The sequence below is a fragment of the Massilia sp. S19_KUP03_FR1 genome (genome assembly GCF_036688685.1).
Taxonomy (GTDB): Bacteria; Pseudomonadota; Gammaproteobacteria; order Burkholderiales; family Burkholderiaceae_D; genus JALYUM01.
This window is the reverse complement of record NZ_JAQQPS010000008.1, coordinates 132,695-150,124: the sequence shown is the minus strand read 5'-3', so window position 1 is coordinate 150,124 and position 17,430 is coordinate 132,695. Positions and strand designations below refer to the sequence as shown.

Below are 17,430 nucleotides of genomic sequence, written 5' to 3'. Positions count from 1 at the left end.
GGCAGTCTACCGCGCCCAGAGGCGGCGATAGACGCCGTCCGGATCATGCTCGCGCACCTGCTTTTCCAGGTTGAACCGGCGGCCATTGCGCGGGTCGGTCCCGCGGCCGGCTATGTATAACCAGTTGCCCTGATTGCTGTAGACGTCGTAATCGATCAGTTGCGCTTCAAACCAGGCAGCGCCGGCGCGCCAGTCACAGCCCAGATCGTGCACGAGATAACTGGCCACAATCTGGCGCAGCCGGTTAGACAGATAACCGGTGGCATTGAGCTCGGCCATGCCCGCATCGACCAGCGCCTCGCCGGTACGTGCCTGACACCATGCTTCAAATTGGCGCGGGACGTGACCGGGCGGGCCCAGGCTGGAGAGCCCTCCGGCCCGATACAGGGCAACGCCATGCTGCAAGTGCAGAAAGCGGAAATAGTCACGCCACAGCAATTCAAACCAGATCCAATACGTGCTGTCGTTGGCGCCGTGCGATGCTTCAAACGTGCGCAGCGCGGCGTACACAGCACGCGCCGACAGCGCCCCGCAGGCGAGCCACGGAGAAAATTTGGTGGAATAGTCCACGCCAGTCAAACCATTCCGGGTGCGCTTGTAGGTATGCGCCAGCGCACGATCGAAATACTGGCGCAGATGTGCCGCGGCAGCAGTGGCGCCACCATCGAACGCCGCTTGCGCGTAGGGAAATGACGACGCTGCGGCGGCCGGCTGGATGTCCGCGCATACGCCGGGCGCCAGCGCCCACCTTGCGGCCAGTGTTGCAAAGGCCGGCGGCAGGGGCGGGATCGTTCCAGGTCGCGCAAGCGGCGCCGGGGGCACCACCTGGCCACGCTCGACGAGAGTGCGAAAGTTGGTGAACACATCGGGCAAGGCATCAGGCGAAAACGGCAGCGTGGCCGGATCGAGCAGGCTCGATTGCCACACTGCTTGCACCGTCAGGCCGGCGGCGCGCAGTGCGGCAAGCTCGTCGGTTTCTTGTGGCGCCGCAATCTTTTCGCAATGGATGGTGGTTGCGCCGATGGCTTGCGCCAGCGCCGGCAGTATCTGCGCGGGGTCCCCTTCAACCTCCAGCAACTGACTGCCCTGCGCCCCCAGTTGCCGGGCCAGATCTGCCAGGCTTGCGCGAACAAAGTGCTGCCGATGCCGGCTGGTGCGCGGCACGTTCCAGCGCGTCACATCGGCGCTGCCATGGCAATACACGAACAACAGGTGACCGGCGTGCGCGCAAGCGGCGCGCAAGGCCGGATTATCCTCGAGCCGCAGATCATTGCGGAACCAGTAGATGCGCGTTGGCGCGGACGTTGCGGCAGAGTCGTCATGCATGCGATGTCATGCCAATATAGGATCGTCGCCGGTCCCGGGACAGGCAAGCTGGGCGCTCAGCGGCCTGAAATACACATAGCCCTGCACGAAATCGCTCCCCATCGCGCGCAACACCGCCAGTTCGGCTTCGGTTTCGACACCTTCGGCCACCACATCCATGCCCAGCGTGTGCGCCAGCATGATGATCACTTCGGCGATCTTGCGCTTGTCGGCCTCGCTGTCGAGCTTGCTGACGAAGGAGCGGTCAATCTTGAGCGTGTCGATTGGCAGGCGCCGCAAATGGCTCAGCGATGAGTAGCCGGTACCGAAATACAGCATGTCGTAGCCCTGCTCGGTCAAGGCGTCCGCCAGACTGCCGAGCATCGCCAGCAGGAACGGATCGGACAGATGCTGGCGCGTGGACCGTTCGAATGGAATGAGCACGCCCACGGTGCGGTTCTGCTTCATGCGCAGGTTTTGCGCGGCCACGTTGACGGAGTAGCGCAAGGAACTGGCCAGATCGAGAATGCGGCTGCGCGTTTCCTCGTTGACGAGCGGGCTGTTACTCAGGGCACGCGACACGGTGGCGGTGGACACCCCCGCCAGGCGGGCGATATCCGCCATTTGCAGGCGGCGCTGGCTCACCGCGGTGGCGCCTGGCGCGCGTCCGGCTTTCGTCATGGGCTGCTTTCAATATGACCCGTCCGGGCAATCGATCATTGTAAGCGAGCCGCGGCGCGCTACGGCGTGCCGCTCAGGTTACCGCGGTCGGGACACCTGCGCGTTGCCAGCAGCAGCATCGCGCAGCGAAACAACTGCAATGTTTTACGCAGCATGGCGTTGCACCTTGATATCGATTGCTTTCGCCGCCGGCACCTTGCTCTCCCTGGCGTGATGCCACAGCGGAATGAGCGGATTGCACTCCGGGTAGTAGCCCGCGACACACCCCGCCGGAATGCTGTACTCGGTCACCCGCAAGCCGGCCACGCTGCGCGCCACGCCGTCAAGCGACGGCGTGAGCGCGGTCACCGTGTCGCCCTCCACCAAGCCCAGCCGATCCATGTCGACACGCGCCATGAACAACACCATGCGGGTGCCGTACACGCCGCGGAAGCGGTCGTCGTTCGAATAGATGGTGGTGTTGAACTGCCCGTCCGAGCGCACCGTGAACAGGCGCAGGATATCCGCGCCGTTCTCGTGCATGTCCGGGTTTTCATCGAGGGCATCCGGTGCGATGAAGGTCGCCTTGCCGCTCGTCGTGTTCCACTCCCGGTGCGAGGCGGCGACCGGCTTGCGAAAGCCGCCCGGCATCCACATGCGCTCGTTGAACTGGAAGAAGATCTCGGGGAAGGTTTTTTCGATTGCGTCGCGGATGCGCGCGTAATTGCCCACCCAGCCATCCCAGTCGACATGCGCCATCGCGGGCACGGTCGGCAGCAGCGCCTTGGCCAGACCGGCGATGATGGCCGGTTCCGACAGCAGGCTGGCACTGGCCGGCTCCGCGCGGCCTTTCGAGCCGTGCATGAAACCGGTGCTGTCCTCGATCGACACCGACTGTGCGACGCCGTTCTGGCGGTCGATCTCGATGCGCCCGACGCACGGCAGCAGGAACGCGACTTCGCCGTGGATGACGTGGTTGCGATTGAGCTTGGTGGCCACCTGCACGGTCAGGCGCAGGCGGCGCCAGGCGGCTTCCATCAGCACGGTCTCGGGCACGGCGCGAATGAAATTGCCGCCCAGTCCAATGAAGGCGTCGACCGCGCCGGACAGGATGCCTTCGCACGCCTCGACCGTGTTCATGCCCTTCTCGCGCGGCGGCGTAAAGTTGTACTGGCTGGCCAGCTGGTCGAGCGGCGCCAGTTCAGGTTTTTCGGTGATGCCGACCGTGCGCTGCCCCTGCACGTTCGAGTGGCCACGCACCGGACACACGCCCGCGCCCGGTTTGCCGATATTGCCGCGCATGAGCAGCAGATTGGTGACCATCGCGACGTTCTGCACGCCGTTCGTGTGCTGGGTCAGGCCCATGCCGTACACCGCCATCACGGCCTTGGCGCCCGCGTACACGCGCGCCGCAGTTTCCAGATCCGCCTGCGCCAGGCCCGATTCGCGTTCGATGTCGGCCCACGCGCAGGCTTTGACGGCGGTGGCGAAGGTGTCGAAGTCGTGCGTGTGGGTGGCCAGGAAATCGGCATCGAGCACACGCGCCATCGACGCGGCCTGCGCGGCTTCATCAAAAGCGATCAGCGCCTTGCACAGGCCCATGATGGCGGCCGTGTCGCCGCCGGCTTTCACTTGTAGATATTGGGTGCTGATGGCGGTCTCGCTACCGGTCAGCATCTCACCGGGCGACTGCGGATTGGTAAAACTCACCAGGCCCCGTTCGCGCAAGGGATTGAAGGTGATGATCGGCACGCCGCGCTTTCTCGCTTCCTGCAACTGGTGCAGCATGCGCGGGCTGTTCACGCCGACGTTCTGGCCGAAAAAGAAAATGCAGTCGGTGTGCTCGAAATCGTCCAGGGTGACGGTACCGACCGGCACGCCGATGGTTTTCAGCAGGCCGACCGAGGTGCTTTCGTGGCACATATTCGAGCTGTCCGGCAGGTTGTTGTTGCCGTACATGCGCGCCAACAGTTGGTACATATACGACGTTTCCAGCGACGCGCGCCCGGAGCTGTAGAACACCACGTCCTTCGGCGCGAGCTGCCCCAGTTCGCGGGCGATCTCGGCAAAGGCGGCATCCCAGCTGACCGGCAGATAGGTATCGCTGGCAGCATCCCAGCGCATCGGTTCGGTCAGGCGACCCTTTTCTTCCAGCGCGTGATCGGACCAGCTTTCCAGCGACGTCAACGTATGGCTGGCAAAGAATTCGGCATCGAGCTTATGCGCGGTGATTTCCCACGCGGTGGCTTTGGCGCCGCTTTCGCAGAATTCGGCAGGATGCGGATGGGCCGGCTTGGCCCAGGCGCAGCTGACGCAGGCAAAGCCGTCCGGCTTGTTCTGGTGCAGCAGCAAGGCCGTCCCCTGCGCGATGACGTTTTCGCGCAGCAAGATGGTGCTGACCTCCTTCACCGAACCCCACCCGCCGGCTGGCGCGTCGTTCTGTTTGATTTCAATTTTTTCGCGCATGCCGCCCCCAAGAAGAAGCAGTCAATGTGCTTTTGTTACGAAGTAGCGTCTGTTCGTTCACGCACGGAGGTCCTGGCGCGGAAAATAGCAACGGTTCAGATGTGGGCACGCGTGTGCAGATGCCCGAGAAGGAAGTCGGTACGCATGATGGAAAATATAAGAGGAAACGAATGTCTCCCATTCGGAATCATCTGTCTCCCGAATGGAATCGAATGTATTCCTTGACGAATTGAGGCGTCGACGGGCGAGCAGCGTGCAATTGAAGGAAACAGGGGGAGAGGAAAGCGCGAACTGGAGCGGGTGAAGGGAATCGAACCCTCGTCGTAAGGAGGGTAGGAAGGTTCCATCGCTGGAACCCTCCCCCCTAAGAACCGTACGTGCAAGTTTCCCCGCATACGGCTCAAGCAACCTAAAAGCACCTCTACTTGTATTTCGAGATGCCGGCAGGGTCGGCTGATTCCCTGGCATGGTATTGAACATGGCAGCTCGGATGCAGCAAAACCAAATTCGTCAGCTTGTCCGAGCCTCGTTGAGACCGCTTCACGATGTGGTGCAGATTCCAGCCACTTTCGCGGGTGATCTTCTGGTCGCACAGAGGGCAGAGACCTTCCTGCCACCACCACAACCACCGAAGTTTGCGGCGACCCTCGAGCGTCTTGTCCATTCGCTTTGCAAGCCGAATCGAAAAGTACCCGTCATACGCTGGGTCGTAGGGATTTGCATCGCTTTTGATCTTGACGTGATCGACCTTCCGATACCCCGCCAGTACCGGCAGCAACTTGTCCTTTTCCGTAAACCGCCAATCGCGCCCCTCGATGCACTTGAAGTAGCGTTGTTTGATCCACTTCTTCCCCTTGGCAGGATGACGACGACACGACCATCGCCATAGCGCATGCCAAATTTGATTGTCGCACCAGGCAAACGTCCGCGACGAATTCTGACTTCGATGATAGTTGGCCCAACCCCTGATAACCGGGGTCAGCTTTTCGATCACTTCCGTCTGACTGGCAGACTTTCTCTTGCGCAGCAGGGCGCGGATCTTGTCCAGAAAATTTTTCCTGTTCTTCTTCGATGGCAGGACCAGGAGTTGTTGCCCCAAGTACCTTACGTGCCATCCCAGGAAATCGAAGCCTTCGGTCACGTTCGTGACTTTGGTCTTCGTGGGCGACAAGACCAAGCCTCTGGTAATCAGGAATTTCTCTACCAGTGGTTTGACTTCATCCTCCAGCAATTCTCTCGAACTGCCTGTGATGATAAAGTCGTCCGCGTAACGCACCAGATTTACCTTGGCTGCCCTTGCCTGCCTCACCGTTGCGAATAGATTGGTGAGTTCAGCCTGCAGCCCATCGAGTGCGATATTTGCCAACACCGGGGAAATGATGCCTCCCTGTGGCGTTCCTGCCGTCGTTGGAAAAAGCTTGCCCATGTCAACGAACCCAGCCTTCAACCACTTACGAAGGATCACTTTGTCCATGCAGACATTCGCGATCAACCATTCGTGACTGATGTTGTCGAAGCAGCCCTTGATGTCCCCCTCCAGCACCCATTTCGGCGAAACGTCACGGCTAAGCACATTGCGCACTTGTCCGATCGCGTCTGCTGTAGAGCGTTCACGTCTGAAACCGTATGAATGGGGATCACCGAGTGTTTCGGCTACAGGATCTAACGCCAGCAGATGCAACGCTTGCATGGCGCGGTCACGCATAGTGGGAATGCCCAGGGGGCGTTTCTCACCATTCGACTTTGGGATATTGATGCGACGTAAAGGCAACGGTTTATATCTCTTCCTGCTGAGATTTTCTACCGCACTCCACTTCTCTTCTGGCGTACTCCAGGTTTGCTGATCCACACCTGGTGTTTTCCGACCACGATTCTCCGTAACGCGCCTCACAGCCAGCACTTTCGCGCCGGTGGATTTGGTCAGGAGCCTCTGCAAGGCGCGTACCGTCCGCCACTCCCCTGCTTTTACTGCCTTCGCAATCCTGGTCTGCAGCCTCGCGACACCTTGATAAACCTTGACCCAATCAACTTCATGCCAAGACTGCCAAGATGAAGAGGCGACATCACAAGCAATTGCACTTGTGTCCATATCAGCCTCCGGAAGTATGGAGCGGGTGAAGGGAATCGAACCCTCGTCGTCGGCTTGGGAAGCCGTTGCTCTACCATTGAGCTACACCCGCCTTGACCCTAACGGTAAGACGTACTACTCCCCTAACGGGGATGCGTTATCCCGATTAGGATGCGATTTACAAACCTATCTTACGACAGATCACCAGATGGAAGTCTGCACGCTTTCGCGTCGGGGCGATCGTTTCAGCCCCTATCCACCCCGTTACAGGGAGGCATTCGCTTTTTCCATCATCCTCTACCTGCTGCGCCATCAAATAACCTTGCGGTCATCCTTGTCTGCCAGACGGGCCAGACGACACAACAGGCTTTCCTCGTTCCGTATACCCAACAGGATTGGGAAGGTTCTGCCTTTTCGCCGGTGATACCAATGTCAGCGTGTTTGCACCAAGCAAGCAAACAACCGATCACATCGAGCCTCCAACCAATGCGTATGGCTCGTCAAGCTTGACGACGTTTAATAGCAGTTCACACGTATTAACCAACCAACCCAGCCTAGCGCCTCGTCCGGCCGCATATGCCGAACTCCTGCCACCTCCTCACGGACGCGGCATACCCCGAGGGGTGGCTACATTGTCAGAGCGCTTAGCACCCCACCGTTGCCAGTGACGCACCGCTCCTAGACTACGAGGGGCTGAACCCTCGGTCTTGCAGGTTCATTGAGACACCTCAAGACAATTGCGGCACACAGCCTTCGTCGTATAACAAGTACACTTTTGACTTCCAACTACCGTAAATCCACCCCGACTTGCCAGGTGGTGCACTGAATTTCCACACTCTTTACGTGGTGGGAAGGTCTCCGGCTAACCTCGCGACTCGAGTCGCACGCTTGGGAAGCTTCTGCTCTACCATTGAGCTACACCCGCGTGCCCCGCATTCTACGCGGGTTCTGACATGTTTGACAAATTTCAGACACGGCAGTTCTGACGAAAAATCGGATGGCCGCTTTTCTCGCTGGTGTGATGGCCGCCACGCATTGTCTGCGACACCAACAAGGCAACTGTAGCGGTCCATCGATTGATACAGCATGGGCCTGTCTCCTCGTCCTTGTGTCTTGTCCGCGCTGCGCTGCGCGCCCAGACTGCGTACCAACTCCACACGACGAATTGCATGCCATGACCGATCTTTTGCCCTTGATGAGCTACTGCTTTGTGATGTCGGTCACACCGGGACCGAACAATGTCATGCTCGCCGCCACGGGTGCCAATTTTGGCGGGCGCGGCGCGCTGCCGGCGATTCTGGGCATCCAGGCCGGCGCATTCGTGCAGACCATGCTCGTGTGCGTGGGACTGGGAAGTGTTCTGTTGGCCTATCCAACGGCACAGCAGCTGCTGCGCATCGCGGGATCCTTGTACCTGGTGTTTTTGGCGTGGAAACTCAGCAGGGCATCGGTGGGTGGGGCATCTGTAGCCAAGGCGGTGTCATTTGTTCAGGCGGCAGCATTCCAGGGGCTGAACCCCAAAAGCTGGGTCAAGGCCATTACCGTGGCGTCGGTTTTCATGCCTGTGGGGCACAACACCCTGAGCAGTGCGGTGCTGGTGGCGGTGATTGGCACGCTGGTGGGAACGCCTTGCAGTGTCGTGTGGGCTTTGTTTGGCGCCTCGATTCGTCACTTGCTGAAAGATCCGTACAAGCAGCGCGTCTTCAACCTGACAATGGGTGCCATCTTGCTAATCCTGGCCGTGATGTTTTTACGCTAGACTTTGAACATGTTCGCCATCGACCGTTCCTCCACCACCGCCCTGTCCGCGCAGATTGAGGCAAAGTTGCGCCATCTGGCCGAGAGCCGGGCCCTGCCTGGCGGCGCCAGACTGTTATCGATACGCCAGCTCGCCACGCAGTTAGCCGTCAGCACGAATACAGTCGTGGTGGCGTATGACAGGCTGGTCGCGGCAGGCGTCATCGATTCGCATGGCACGGCGGGTTTTTTTGTGCGCACAAGGACCGACGCCAGCAGCGCGGTTCCCGATGACGTCGCGCTCGAAGCGGGCGAGGAGCAAGAGGCGGTGTGGTTGGCGCAGCAGGCAAACGATCAGCGCGCTGGTGTCTTGCAGGCCAGCAGCGGCGCATTGCCGCCGACCTGGCTGCATGACGCGGTACCGGCCACGGCCGTGCAAAAGGCGCTGGCGCGTAGCCCTGCCGGCATGGCCTCGCGCTGTCCGCCGCAGGGGCTACCGGAATTACGTGAGCACATCGCGCTGCTGTTGCGCGGCATCGGCGCGGCCGTTGACGCGAGCCACATCCTCACCACCTTTGGCGGCACCCATGCCATTGACCTGATTTGCCGTAGTTTTTTGCAAGCCGGCGACACCGTGCTGGTGGAAGATCCCGGCTATTTTCTGATGTTTGGCCGTTTGCGCCAGGATGGCATCCGCCTGGTGCCCATCAAGCGCCGCCCGGATGGACTCGATCTGGCGGCATTCGAGGCCGCTTGCCGCGAGCACCGCCCGCGCCTGCTATTCATGCAAACGGCGCTGCATAACCCCACTGGGTGGAGCAGCAGTGCTGCCAATTTGCACAAGGTCCTGATCCTGGCGCAGCAATATGGCGTCCTGATCGCTGAAGACGACGTACACGGCCATTTTCAGCAAGGCCACAGCACGCGGCTGGCATCCCTGTCCGGCCTCGATGGCGTGATTTATTACTCCAGCTTTTGCAAGGCACTCAGCCCTGCCTTGCGCCTGGGCTATCTCGCCGCCGCCCCTGCCCTGCTGCGCGTGCTGATGCGAGCCAAGATCCATTCCATCATGACGATGCCGGCGCTGAATGAATATGTGCTGCTGGAGGTACTCAGAGCCGGCAACTTGCGCAAACACCTGGACCGCCTGCAGCGCAAGATCATGGTGGCGCGCAACGCCAGTGCGCGCCAATTGAGCGCGGCCGGCGTGCTGTTCGAGCAGCCGGGCGATGCAGGGATTTTTTTGTGGGGCACCATGCCACAAGGTCTGGACGTTGACTTGCTGGTGCAAGACGCCTTCCGCAACAAGATCCTGCTGATGCGTGGCGCCGCCTTCTCGGCACATAACACACCCGACCAGCATATCCGTTTCAACGTCGCGTTCAGCCAGCACCCACGCCTGAGTAGTTATCTGCAAGAGCGCTTGCAGGCTGTTGCGGGAGCGCGCTCAAGTTTGGCACGCGTCAGCGGCGCCGCCAGTTCGGATGCGAACTGTTAATTCCACTGCATTCTGGGCTGCGCCTCGGCCAGCGCCGGTTCGTCCGCCGTGTGCAGCACCATCCGGTTGCGCCCCGCCGCCTTGGCCTGGTACAGCGCGCGGTCGGCGGCGGCGATCAGGGGCGCCACCGCGTGCCCGCTGGTGGCGCTATCGGCGATGCCGATGCTGACGGTGCCGTTGAGCACGGTCGCGCCCCATGCCACGCGCAAATCGGCATAGCGCTGCAGCAGGCGTTCGGCCAGTAGGGCGGCGGCAGGCGCGCTGGTGTTGGGCAGTACGATGCAGAATTCCTCGCCACCGTAACGGCCCACGGCATCACCCTGCCGGACCAAGGATCGCAGCAGCGCGGCCAACTGGCGCAGCACCTCGTCGCCGGCCGGATGGCCGTGGCTGTCGTTAATGCGCTTGAAGTGATCGACGTCGATCATCATCAGTGCCAGCGCCGCGCCGCTGCGTTTCGCCAGCGCCACCTGACGCGACAGCTCTTTCTCGATGCTGCCGCGATTGAGTACGCCGGTCAGCGAATCGGTCGAGGCCAACTGGCGCAAATCGCTCGCAAGGCGGTAATTAATCATCAGGATCAGGCCGAACGCGAGCGCCATCTGCGCCAGACTGGCGACCATGAACACACCGGGGCTGATTTTGCCGGGGGCGAACAGGTAGACCGTGTTGGCCGGCGCAAACAGCGCAGCCAGCACGCGTGCCAGCGTAGCGCTACCGAGGGCCAGGAAGGAGGCGCCGGCGAGCCAGTACGCGGTGCGCAAGGGTTGCGCGACGCGAACAAACAGCGCGCGTGCGCAGGCCAGGTTGACCAGTGAATGTACCAGCCAGTTGGCGGTAATGCGGCCCTGGACATCGTTCCTGACGACCAGGAACCAAAACGTCTGCACGCCCATCCCGACCGCCAGCGCGAGTGTCAGGCGATAACTGCAGGGCTGGTCCTTGAATGCCTCGATACCATTGAACATCATGCCGAGGCCAAGCCCGATGCCCATGGCCATGATCACCATGGCCGCGGGCGGCGGCGTGTCGACCAGCAGCCCGGCTCCGGAATAACCGGCGCCCAGCAGCACCATGCCCACCGCCCACTGGCGCGCACCCTTGACCCTGCCGGAATGCAAGGACACCAGCGCCAGCATCGCCGCAAACAGCAAATTGATGCATGCCATCGTCAGCATCATGGTGCGCAGGTCCAGCCGTAGTGCAATGTTCACGGCAAGATCCAGGTAAAACAATTAACAGCTGCGGTCTGCAAGACTTTTCCCCAATAGAAACCGAATGTCGGCCCACCGAGGATTGTATAACAGGCATCTATGTTAAAGATTTCATTTCTTCAACTATTGTTTCCGCTACCGGGTGACGCGCTTGCGGCGGCTGGCGGCAAAAGCGGCGATTCCCAGGCCAAGCAAGGCGAGCGAACCCGGCTCGGGGACGTTGGCGCCGGCCCTGGCAGGAGCATTGATCAAGACGTTGGTGAACAAGTAGCGCACGTCGGCGTAATTGAAGTCGCCGCCTTTCGCCAAATCTTCGAATGCCACCACGACGCCGGCAGGCAGGGCGCGGTCGCCTGCGTAGGTGGCGGCATAGATATGGTTGACGCCGTCGCTGTTCAGGCTTTTTTGCGAGTACCAGGGACCCACGCCGGTGGTCGGGGTGATGGTGACCATCTTGAACACCAGCGCATCGCCGGCTTGCACGGTGCCGAAATTGAGCGTGTCATTGTTGTGCGCGGTCTTGTTGTTGAGACCCTGGATCGAACTGGCGACGCCGTTGATCAGCACCGTGATCTCCTCCGTATAAGAAGCGGTGGCGCCCACGAAATACGCCAGCAGGTCGCCGCTTGCCGCCGCCGTGAAGGTGTACTCCGTCACATTTTGCTTGCCCGCCTGGGCATACAGAAGCGGTCCGGCCTGGACGCTGCCAGCGAACGCGAACAGCAAAGCGGCAGACAAGGTGGCAAACGATTTTTTCATGTGATTTCCGTTAAGAATGTATACGTGCAATAAAGCAATAACTGTTCCACTATACACATTCCTCATGCAATCAACCACTTATCGTCATGCCGTTCCATAAACTAGTCCGCACTGTAAGATTTTTCGACAGTGCGGCATGCCGCGCCACCACACTTCAAACGCGCAACGTGCCCTCGATCGAATCGTCCAGCGTTTTCCCGATCGCGGCGCCAATCAGCATCTTGATGCCGGCAATTGCCTTGCCGTGCTTGTTGTCCCAGTAATACGCATCCGTCGGCACGATTTTGATGACCGTGATGCGCGGATCGTCTTCGCCTTCGGTGAACCAGGTTTTCAGGATCGGCGTCCACAGTTCCTTGATTTTTGCCTTGTCGGTCGAAATGGTGGCGTGGCCGGACAGATGCAGGAACTCCGAGTGGGTCGACCCTTGCAAGTACAGCTTCACGCTCGGGTCCACGGCGATCTCGGCGTTCTTGTGACTGTCGCTGGAACTCAGGAACCACAGCGTGCCCTGGTCGTCGACCTGGCGGATGTTCATCGGGCGCGCGCCGCTCGACGCGCCGCTGTAGGTGGCGGTCACAAAAAAACAGGTATCGGAACTGTCGACGGTTTCCTTGATCTGCTTGACGGCGTCCGCGCCGACGAGGTCGCGGTGGTTTTCTTCGGGCTGGTTCTGGTTGATCGAATCCATGGTGTGTCTCCTGTTAAGTGATAAACAACTTTAATCCAAGACCAGGTTGCCGAACGTTCGCCAACTCACCGATACGTCACGCAGGCAAAGCGCCGCGCATGATAAACTTGCCCCCTATTAAATCAGGGGGACAGTCAGTGACTCAGCTGGTCAAGACGGGTATTGCGGGACTCGATGAAATCCTGCACGGCGGGGTTCCGCGCAATAACAACCTGCTCGTCGAGGGCCCGCCCGGCTCCGGCAAGACCACGCTCGGCCTGGGCTTCATCTACCACGGCGCCGTGGACCACGACGAACCGGGCGCCATCGTCTCGTTCGAGCTCGACCCCGTCAAACTGCTGCGCGACGCCGCCGGCTTCAACTGGGACCTGCAAGGCCAGATCGACCAGGGCAAGATCAAGATCATCCAGACCAGCCCGGCCGTGCTGCTGAGCGAATTTCGCAGCGACGACGGCGTCTTTGCCGCCACCTTGCGCGGCATGGGCGCCAGGCGCCTGCTGATCGATGGCCTGACGCCCCTGCGTTTGTACGCCGAAGCGCACGCCATGCAGTTTCGCGAGGACGTGCACCTGCTCATCGAAGGCCTCACGCGCCTGGGCGTGACCACCCTCGTCACCGCCGAGAAGGACGAGTCGATGACCGGCGTGCTGGCCCATGAACGGTTCGTGTTCGACACCATCATCACCCTCAGCCGCGAAGAAAACCGGCGCCGCGTGCACCGCCGCCTGACGGTGATGAAATCGCGCGGCCAGGATTTTATCGGCGGCAGCCACACCCTGCGCATCGAGCCGGACGTGGGCGTGCACGTCTACCGCCGCGCCCAGTCGCGCCCGATTTCCCTTTACGACCAGCCGACCTCGGACGAGCGCATGTCGACCGGTTCGCCCGCCATCGACACCATGATGGATGGCGGCATCTACAAAGGCTCGGTGACGATGGTGAGCGGCATTTCCGGCACCGGCAAAACCGTGCTCGGCGTCCAGTTCCTCAGCCACGCCATCGCGAGCGGCCACAAGGCGCTGCTGGTGAGCCTGGACGAACATCCACGCCAGTTGATGCGCAATGCCTTGTCGCTCGGCTTCGACCTGCAGGCACTGGTCGACGCCGGCCAGCTGGTGATCCACTACGAGTCGCCGCTGGAACTCGAACTGGACGTGCACTTCGAGCGCATCGTCAAGCTGGTCGAGTCCGGGAACGTCGATTGCGTGGTGCTCGATTCGATTGCCGTCTACGAAATGACCAGCCGTAGCGAGGTGGCCGATTACCTGTACGCACTGGCGACCTTCTTCAAGCACCGCCTGGCGACAACGCTGTTCAACTACGAAAGCCCTGAATTGCTGGGCGTGTCGCAGATCAGCGAAGAACTCAAAGGCTCGCACCTGGTCGACAACATCATCCTGCTCAACTACGTCGAAATTTCGACCATGCTGCGGCGCGCGATCGCCGTGCCCAAAGTGCGCGGCAGCCGCAACCTGCAGATCACGCGCGAATACGCCATCGGCGCGGGCGGCCTGCTGCTGATCGATGAAACCGGCTGCGACGTCCAGGCCGTACCGCAGTTGCCGTTCTCGGCCTACTACGGCCTGTTGTCACGTTCACCTTCGCGCCAGAGCCCGGCGGTGGAAGAAGCCGTCGCCGGCGGCGCGCCCATGCCGCCGGACGCCGACTTGCCGCTCGAACCCGCCGCGTGATCAACGTCACCCTGCCCGATCACGTTCCGGTCGACTGGGACGACTGGCGCACCCCGCTGCAGCAATTCACGGACGCCACCGGTCTCGTCGCCAGCGCCTGGGACGCCGCCGGGGTGCGCCACATCGGGCCGCTGGTCGGCTCGCGCCTGGGCATCCTGCTGGCCGGCTCGACCCTGTGGGCCGAGGATGGTCCCGGCACCCAATTCGAGCGCGAGATGGTGCTGGCGACGTGCGCATCCGGTGTTAGCGCCGCCAGCCAATTCGACGATGGCTTGCGCGTGCAAACCCAGCCCTTGCTGCTGCGCGGCGCCGTGTATGGCGTGCTGGTGTTCGGCTGGCGCTACGCCGACTTCAGTTCGCCGCTGGCGTCCGAACGCATCGCCCGGCGCATCGGCCTGCCCGGCCACTTGCTGTGGAACGAAGTGCGGCTCGATGCACCGGTGTCAAACCGGCGCATGGACACCTACGCCGCCCTGCTCGGCACACTGTCGAAAACCCTCGACCGGCAGCGCGAAACCATCGACGACCTGACCCGCGTGAACCGCACCCGCGAACTGTTTTTGGCCACCGTGTCGCACGAAATGCGCACGCCCTTGTCGGCGCTGTCGATGCGCATCGAACTGCTGCTGCGCACCGTGCCGGACCTGGCGCCACAGGCGGTGGCCGGCCTGGAAGCGATGCGCGTGCACGTGCGCCAGGAAGCCGGCATGGTCGACGACCTGATCGACGCGGCGCGCACCCTGACCGGGCAGATGTCGATTGCCCGTGCGCCCATCAATCTGGGCCAGGTGCTGCGCGACGCCATCTCGACCGTCGAAACCCATGCCCACGCCAAGCAGATCCTGATGCAGGTAACGCCGGCCGACTACGGCGACCATATCGTGCTGGAGGCCGACGGCCGGCGCCTGCAGCAGGTGGTGTGGAATTTGCTGTTCAACGCAGTCAAATTCACGCCCGAGGGCGGCGTGATCCGCATTGGCATTCGCCGCAACGGCGCCCTCCTTGAAATCGATATCGCCGACTCGGGCCAGGGCATTGCGCCGGAAGACCTGGCGCACGTGTTCGGCGCCTTCAACCTGCAACAGCAAAACAATGGCACCGGCCTGGGACTGGGCCTGTACATCGCGCGCCGCATCATTGAACTGCACGGCGGCACGCTCAGTGTCAGCAGCGCCGGGCGCGGGCTGGGCGCGACCTTCGCGATCCGCCTACCCGTTTAAGAAACTGCGCAGAAAACTCGGCGTCTGGCCGGTCCAGCGCTTGAACGAGCGCCGGAAATTGGTCGCATCATGAAAACCCAGATAGGTCGCGGCCTGCTCGTTGTCGTAGCGGCGCATCTGGAACAGGTACAACGCCACATGCGTGCGCACCTGGTCGAGCTCGGCCTGGAAATGGGTGCCGTGGCGCGCCAGGTGGCGCTTCAGCGTGGCCGCGCTGGTGCCGAAGGCGGCGGCGGTCCCTTCCAGCGTCGGGGCGCACCGGATTTGCTGCAGCAGGTAGTCGTACAGCGCCACCAACAGCGCCGGCGCGTCTGTGGCGTGGGCGATTTCGTCCAGCGCCACCGCGGCGGCCGTGGCATTCCCGCGCGGCCAGGGCTGATCCAGCCAGTGCGCGTCGATCAGCATGGCGTCGAGGTGGCAATCGAACTGCAGTGCCGGCCCCAGGTGCACCTCGTGCTGCTCGCGCTGGCGCGGGGCGCAGCGGTTGAAACAGAAGCGCCACGGCAAGCGCTGGCCACCCAGCCAGCGGCACAGCGCCACCACCGCCGTCATGTGCATCTCCACCAGGAAGGGCAACTGGCCGGGCGCGCCGAACGCGTCGCTCCAGTACAGCACGGCCAGATCACCCTCTTCGCGCCAGCGCGGGCTCAGTAATGGGCACAATCGGCTTTGCCACGCGACCAGCGTATTGAGCGCCTGGCGCAGGTTCTGCGCGTGCAGCAGGGCGTGACTGACGGCGCCGTAGTGCCCTGGCAGCATCTGCTGGCCCAGCATGAAGCTGGTGTCGGGACTGGCCAGCGCGCCGTTCACGTTGGCCAGCAATTGCAGATAGTCGCGCGGCGCCAGCAGATCGCCGGCGGCCGGCACGCCCAATGGCAGCAAGCCGGTGCCGCGCACCAGGCCGGCCGCAGCCACGTCGCGGCTGCGCGCGTAGTCGAGCACCAGCGCCGGCTGATGGCGGGCCGGGATGAACGGGTCGCCAGCCTGGCTGTAGCGGATCACGCCGGCGCCGTGGCGCTCTGGTGCACCGCCTGGTTCAGCGCGCGCAGCACAATCTCCGGCGCGTCATCGGCCGCGGCGCAGGCGTGGCGCAGCGTCAGCGGCACCAGCGTGGCGCCCGCGTGGTGGCGCATACGCCCGACCATGTCGCACAGGTGGTGCGCCAGGACCGTGGCCTCGGCTTCGCTGGTGCCCGGCATCAGCACGGCAAAGCGGTCGCCAGCGTAACGGCACAACAGATCGTCGCTGCGCAAGTTCAACAGCAGCATGTGGCCGACTGCCTGCAAGGCGCGGTCGCCTTCGGCCTGGCCGAAGCTGCGGTTGATCAGGTGGAAGCCGTCGATGTCGAGCAGCGCCACGGCACAGTCTTCGCCGGGCCGGCGCTGGCGCTCCAGGCGGATCTGGCGGCGCAGATAGTCGGCGTCGGCCAGCTGGGTGATGCGGTCGAAGGCGCGGTGGTCGCGAAACAGGCGCTCGCGTTTTTCCAGGTGCTGGCTCAGATTGGCCTGCTCGTGGCGCCAGTAATGCACGCCGACCGTCAGCGTCAGCATGCCGACCCCCACCAGCGCTTCGAGCCAGTGATTCCATTCGAAGGCTTTGCCCATCTTGAAGAATTCATCCATCAGGTCGGCCCAGTTGCCCAGCATGATGGCGGCCAGGCCGCAGGACAGCCAGCGCGTGACCATGCCGCCGGGCCGGCTGCTGAGCAGCATGACGAGCCAGCAGCAGGCCAGCAGCGTGGTGCCGCCTTCGCTGACGATGTCGCGCCAGTCCCACGTGTGAAACGGCTTGACCGCGCCCACACTGGCGTACAAAACCAGGATCAACAGCGCGAGGAGCGCACAGGCAAAAAACGTGGTGCGGTGGAGCTTGAGCATGGAAGGGAACCGGATAAATGGGCGCCAGCTTAGCCGCGCCGGATGACCGGACGATGACATCGTGGCATTGCTGCGGGAGGTGCAAAGGGCGCACCATTTTCCTCGAAATGGCAGTTTCGGCCGCTGGCCCGGGCGGTTGGCAGGTCATTTCAGCTCATCTGGTCAGGCGCAGCGCCAGCCGGCAGTTTCGTGTCACGCAACGGACACATTCCGGCGACACACTGCGGCCACTCCCTTTACCGCG

Annotated in this window: 13 protein-coding genes and 1 tRNA gene; 4 read left to right on the top strand and 10 right to left on the bottom strand. The window is 62.2% G+C overall.

Going from position 1 to position 17,430, the window contains the following annotated elements; genetic code table 11:
* Nucleotides 1–6: 6 nt before the first annotated feature.
* From V6M87_RS10935 to V6M87_RS10915, 5 genes are all read right to left on the bottom strand, one after another.
* Nucleotides 7–1,326 carry a DASH family cryptochrome gene (locus V6M87_RS10935; RefSeq protein WP_332876648.1) on the bottom strand — a complete coding sequence of 440 codons (1,320 nt, stop codon included), beginning with the start codon at nucleotides 1,324–1,326 and terminating at the stop codon, nucleotides 7–9.
* Nucleotides 1,327–1,332: 6 nt separating this feature from the next.
* Nucleotides 1,333–1,986 (bottom strand): EAL domain-containing protein, encoded by a 654-nt coding sequence (locus V6M87_RS10930; protein ID WP_332876647.1) that lies wholly within the window; start codon nucleotides 1,984–1,986, stop codon nucleotides 1,333–1,335.
* A gap of 144 nt (nucleotides 1,987–2,130) precedes the next feature.
* Entirely contained in the window at nucleotides 2,131–4,431 is a 2,301-nt protein-coding gene (locus tag V6M87_RS10925) for an FdhF/YdeP family oxidoreductase (RefSeq protein WP_332876646.1), read from the bottom strand.
* 421 nt (nucleotides 4,432–4,852) lie between these two features.
* Entirely contained in the window at nucleotides 4,853–6,520 is a 1,668-nt protein-coding gene (gene ltrA / locus V6M87_RS10920; RefSeq protein ID WP_332876645.1) for a group II intron reverse transcriptase/maturase, read from the bottom strand.
* A gap of 17 nt (nucleotides 6,521–6,537) precedes the next feature.
* Nucleotides 6,538–6,611 (bottom strand) — tRNA-Gly (locus V6M87_RS10915).
* A gap of 1,062 nt (nucleotides 6,612–7,673) precedes the next feature.
* Between V6M87_RS10915 and V6M87_RS10910 the strand changes: the two genes are divergently transcribed.
* Both V6M87_RS10910 and V6M87_RS10905 read left to right on the top strand, forming a co-directional pair.
* Nucleotides 7,674–8,258, top strand: coding sequence for a LysE family translocator (locus tag V6M87_RS10910; protein WP_332876644.1), 585 nt, complete (start codon nucleotides 7,674–7,676; stop codon nucleotides 8,256–8,258).
* A 9-nt stretch (nucleotides 8,259–8,267) separates the two neighbouring features.
* The gene (locus tag V6M87_RS10905) at nucleotides 8,268–9,734 is read left to right on the top strand and encodes an aminotransferase-like domain-containing protein (protein ID WP_332876643.1); all 1,467 of its coding nucleotides are present in this window, start codon (nucleotides 8,268–8,270) and stop codon (nucleotides 9,732–9,734) included.
* Here the strand turns inward: V6M87_RS10905 and V6M87_RS10900 are convergent.
* From V6M87_RS10900 to V6M87_RS10890, 3 genes are all read right to left on the bottom strand, one after another.
* Nucleotides 9,731–10,948: a GGDEF domain-containing protein gene (locus V6M87_RS10900; protein ID WP_332876642.1), complete on the bottom strand. Its 1,218-nt coding sequence runs from the start codon at nucleotides 10,946–10,948 to the stop codon at nucleotides 9,731–9,733. The genes V6M87_RS10905 and V6M87_RS10900 overlap by 4 nt on opposite strands.
* A gap of 135 nt (nucleotides 10,949–11,083) precedes the next feature.
* Nucleotides 11,084–11,707: a PEP-CTERM sorting domain-containing protein gene (locus tag V6M87_RS10895; RefSeq protein WP_332876641.1), complete on the bottom strand. Its 624-nt coding sequence runs from the start codon at nucleotides 11,705–11,707 to the stop codon at nucleotides 11,084–11,086.
* Nucleotides 11,708–11,861: 154 nt separating this feature from the next.
* Complete coding sequence (locus V6M87_RS10890; protein ID WP_332876640.1) at nucleotides 11,862–12,398, bottom strand: pyridoxamine 5'-phosphate oxidase family protein; 537 nt, start codon at nucleotides 12,396–12,398, stop codon at nucleotides 11,862–11,864.
* Between the two features lie 137 nt (nucleotides 12,399–12,535).
* On the opposite strand from V6M87_RS10890, the gene V6M87_RS10885 reads away from it, so the two are divergent.
* Nucleotides 12,536–14,089 (top strand): ATPase domain-containing protein, encoded by a 1,554-nt coding sequence (locus V6M87_RS10885; protein WP_332876639.1) that lies wholly within the window; start codon nucleotides 12,536–12,538, stop codon nucleotides 14,087–14,089.
* Nucleotides 14,086–15,309 (top strand): sensor histidine kinase, encoded by a 1,224-nt coding sequence (locus tag V6M87_RS10880; RefSeq protein ID WP_332876638.1) that lies wholly within the window; start codon nucleotides 14,086–14,088, stop codon nucleotides 15,307–15,309. The genes V6M87_RS10885 and V6M87_RS10880 overlap by 4 nt, the downstream gene beginning before the upstream one ends.
* Here V6M87_RS10880 and V6M87_RS10875 read toward each other — a convergent pair.
* Together V6M87_RS10875 and V6M87_RS10870 are read right to left on the bottom strand one after the other, a co-directional pair.
* The gene (locus V6M87_RS10875; protein WP_332876637.1) at nucleotides 15,298–16,311 is read right to left on the bottom strand and encodes an AraC family transcriptional regulator ligand-binding domain-containing protein; all 1,014 of its coding nucleotides are present in this window, start codon (nucleotides 16,309–16,311) and stop codon (nucleotides 15,298–15,300) included. The genes V6M87_RS10880 and V6M87_RS10875 overlap by 12 nt on opposite strands.
* Nucleotides 16,308–17,186 carry a GGDEF domain-containing protein gene (locus V6M87_RS10870; RefSeq protein ID WP_332876636.1) on the bottom strand — a complete coding sequence of 293 codons (879 nt, stop codon included), beginning with the start codon at nucleotides 17,184–17,186 and terminating at the stop codon, nucleotides 16,308–16,310. Before V6M87_RS10870 ends, V6M87_RS10875 begins: the two co-directional genes overlap by 4 nt.
* Between the last annotated feature and the right edge of the window lie 244 nt (nucleotides 17,187–17,430).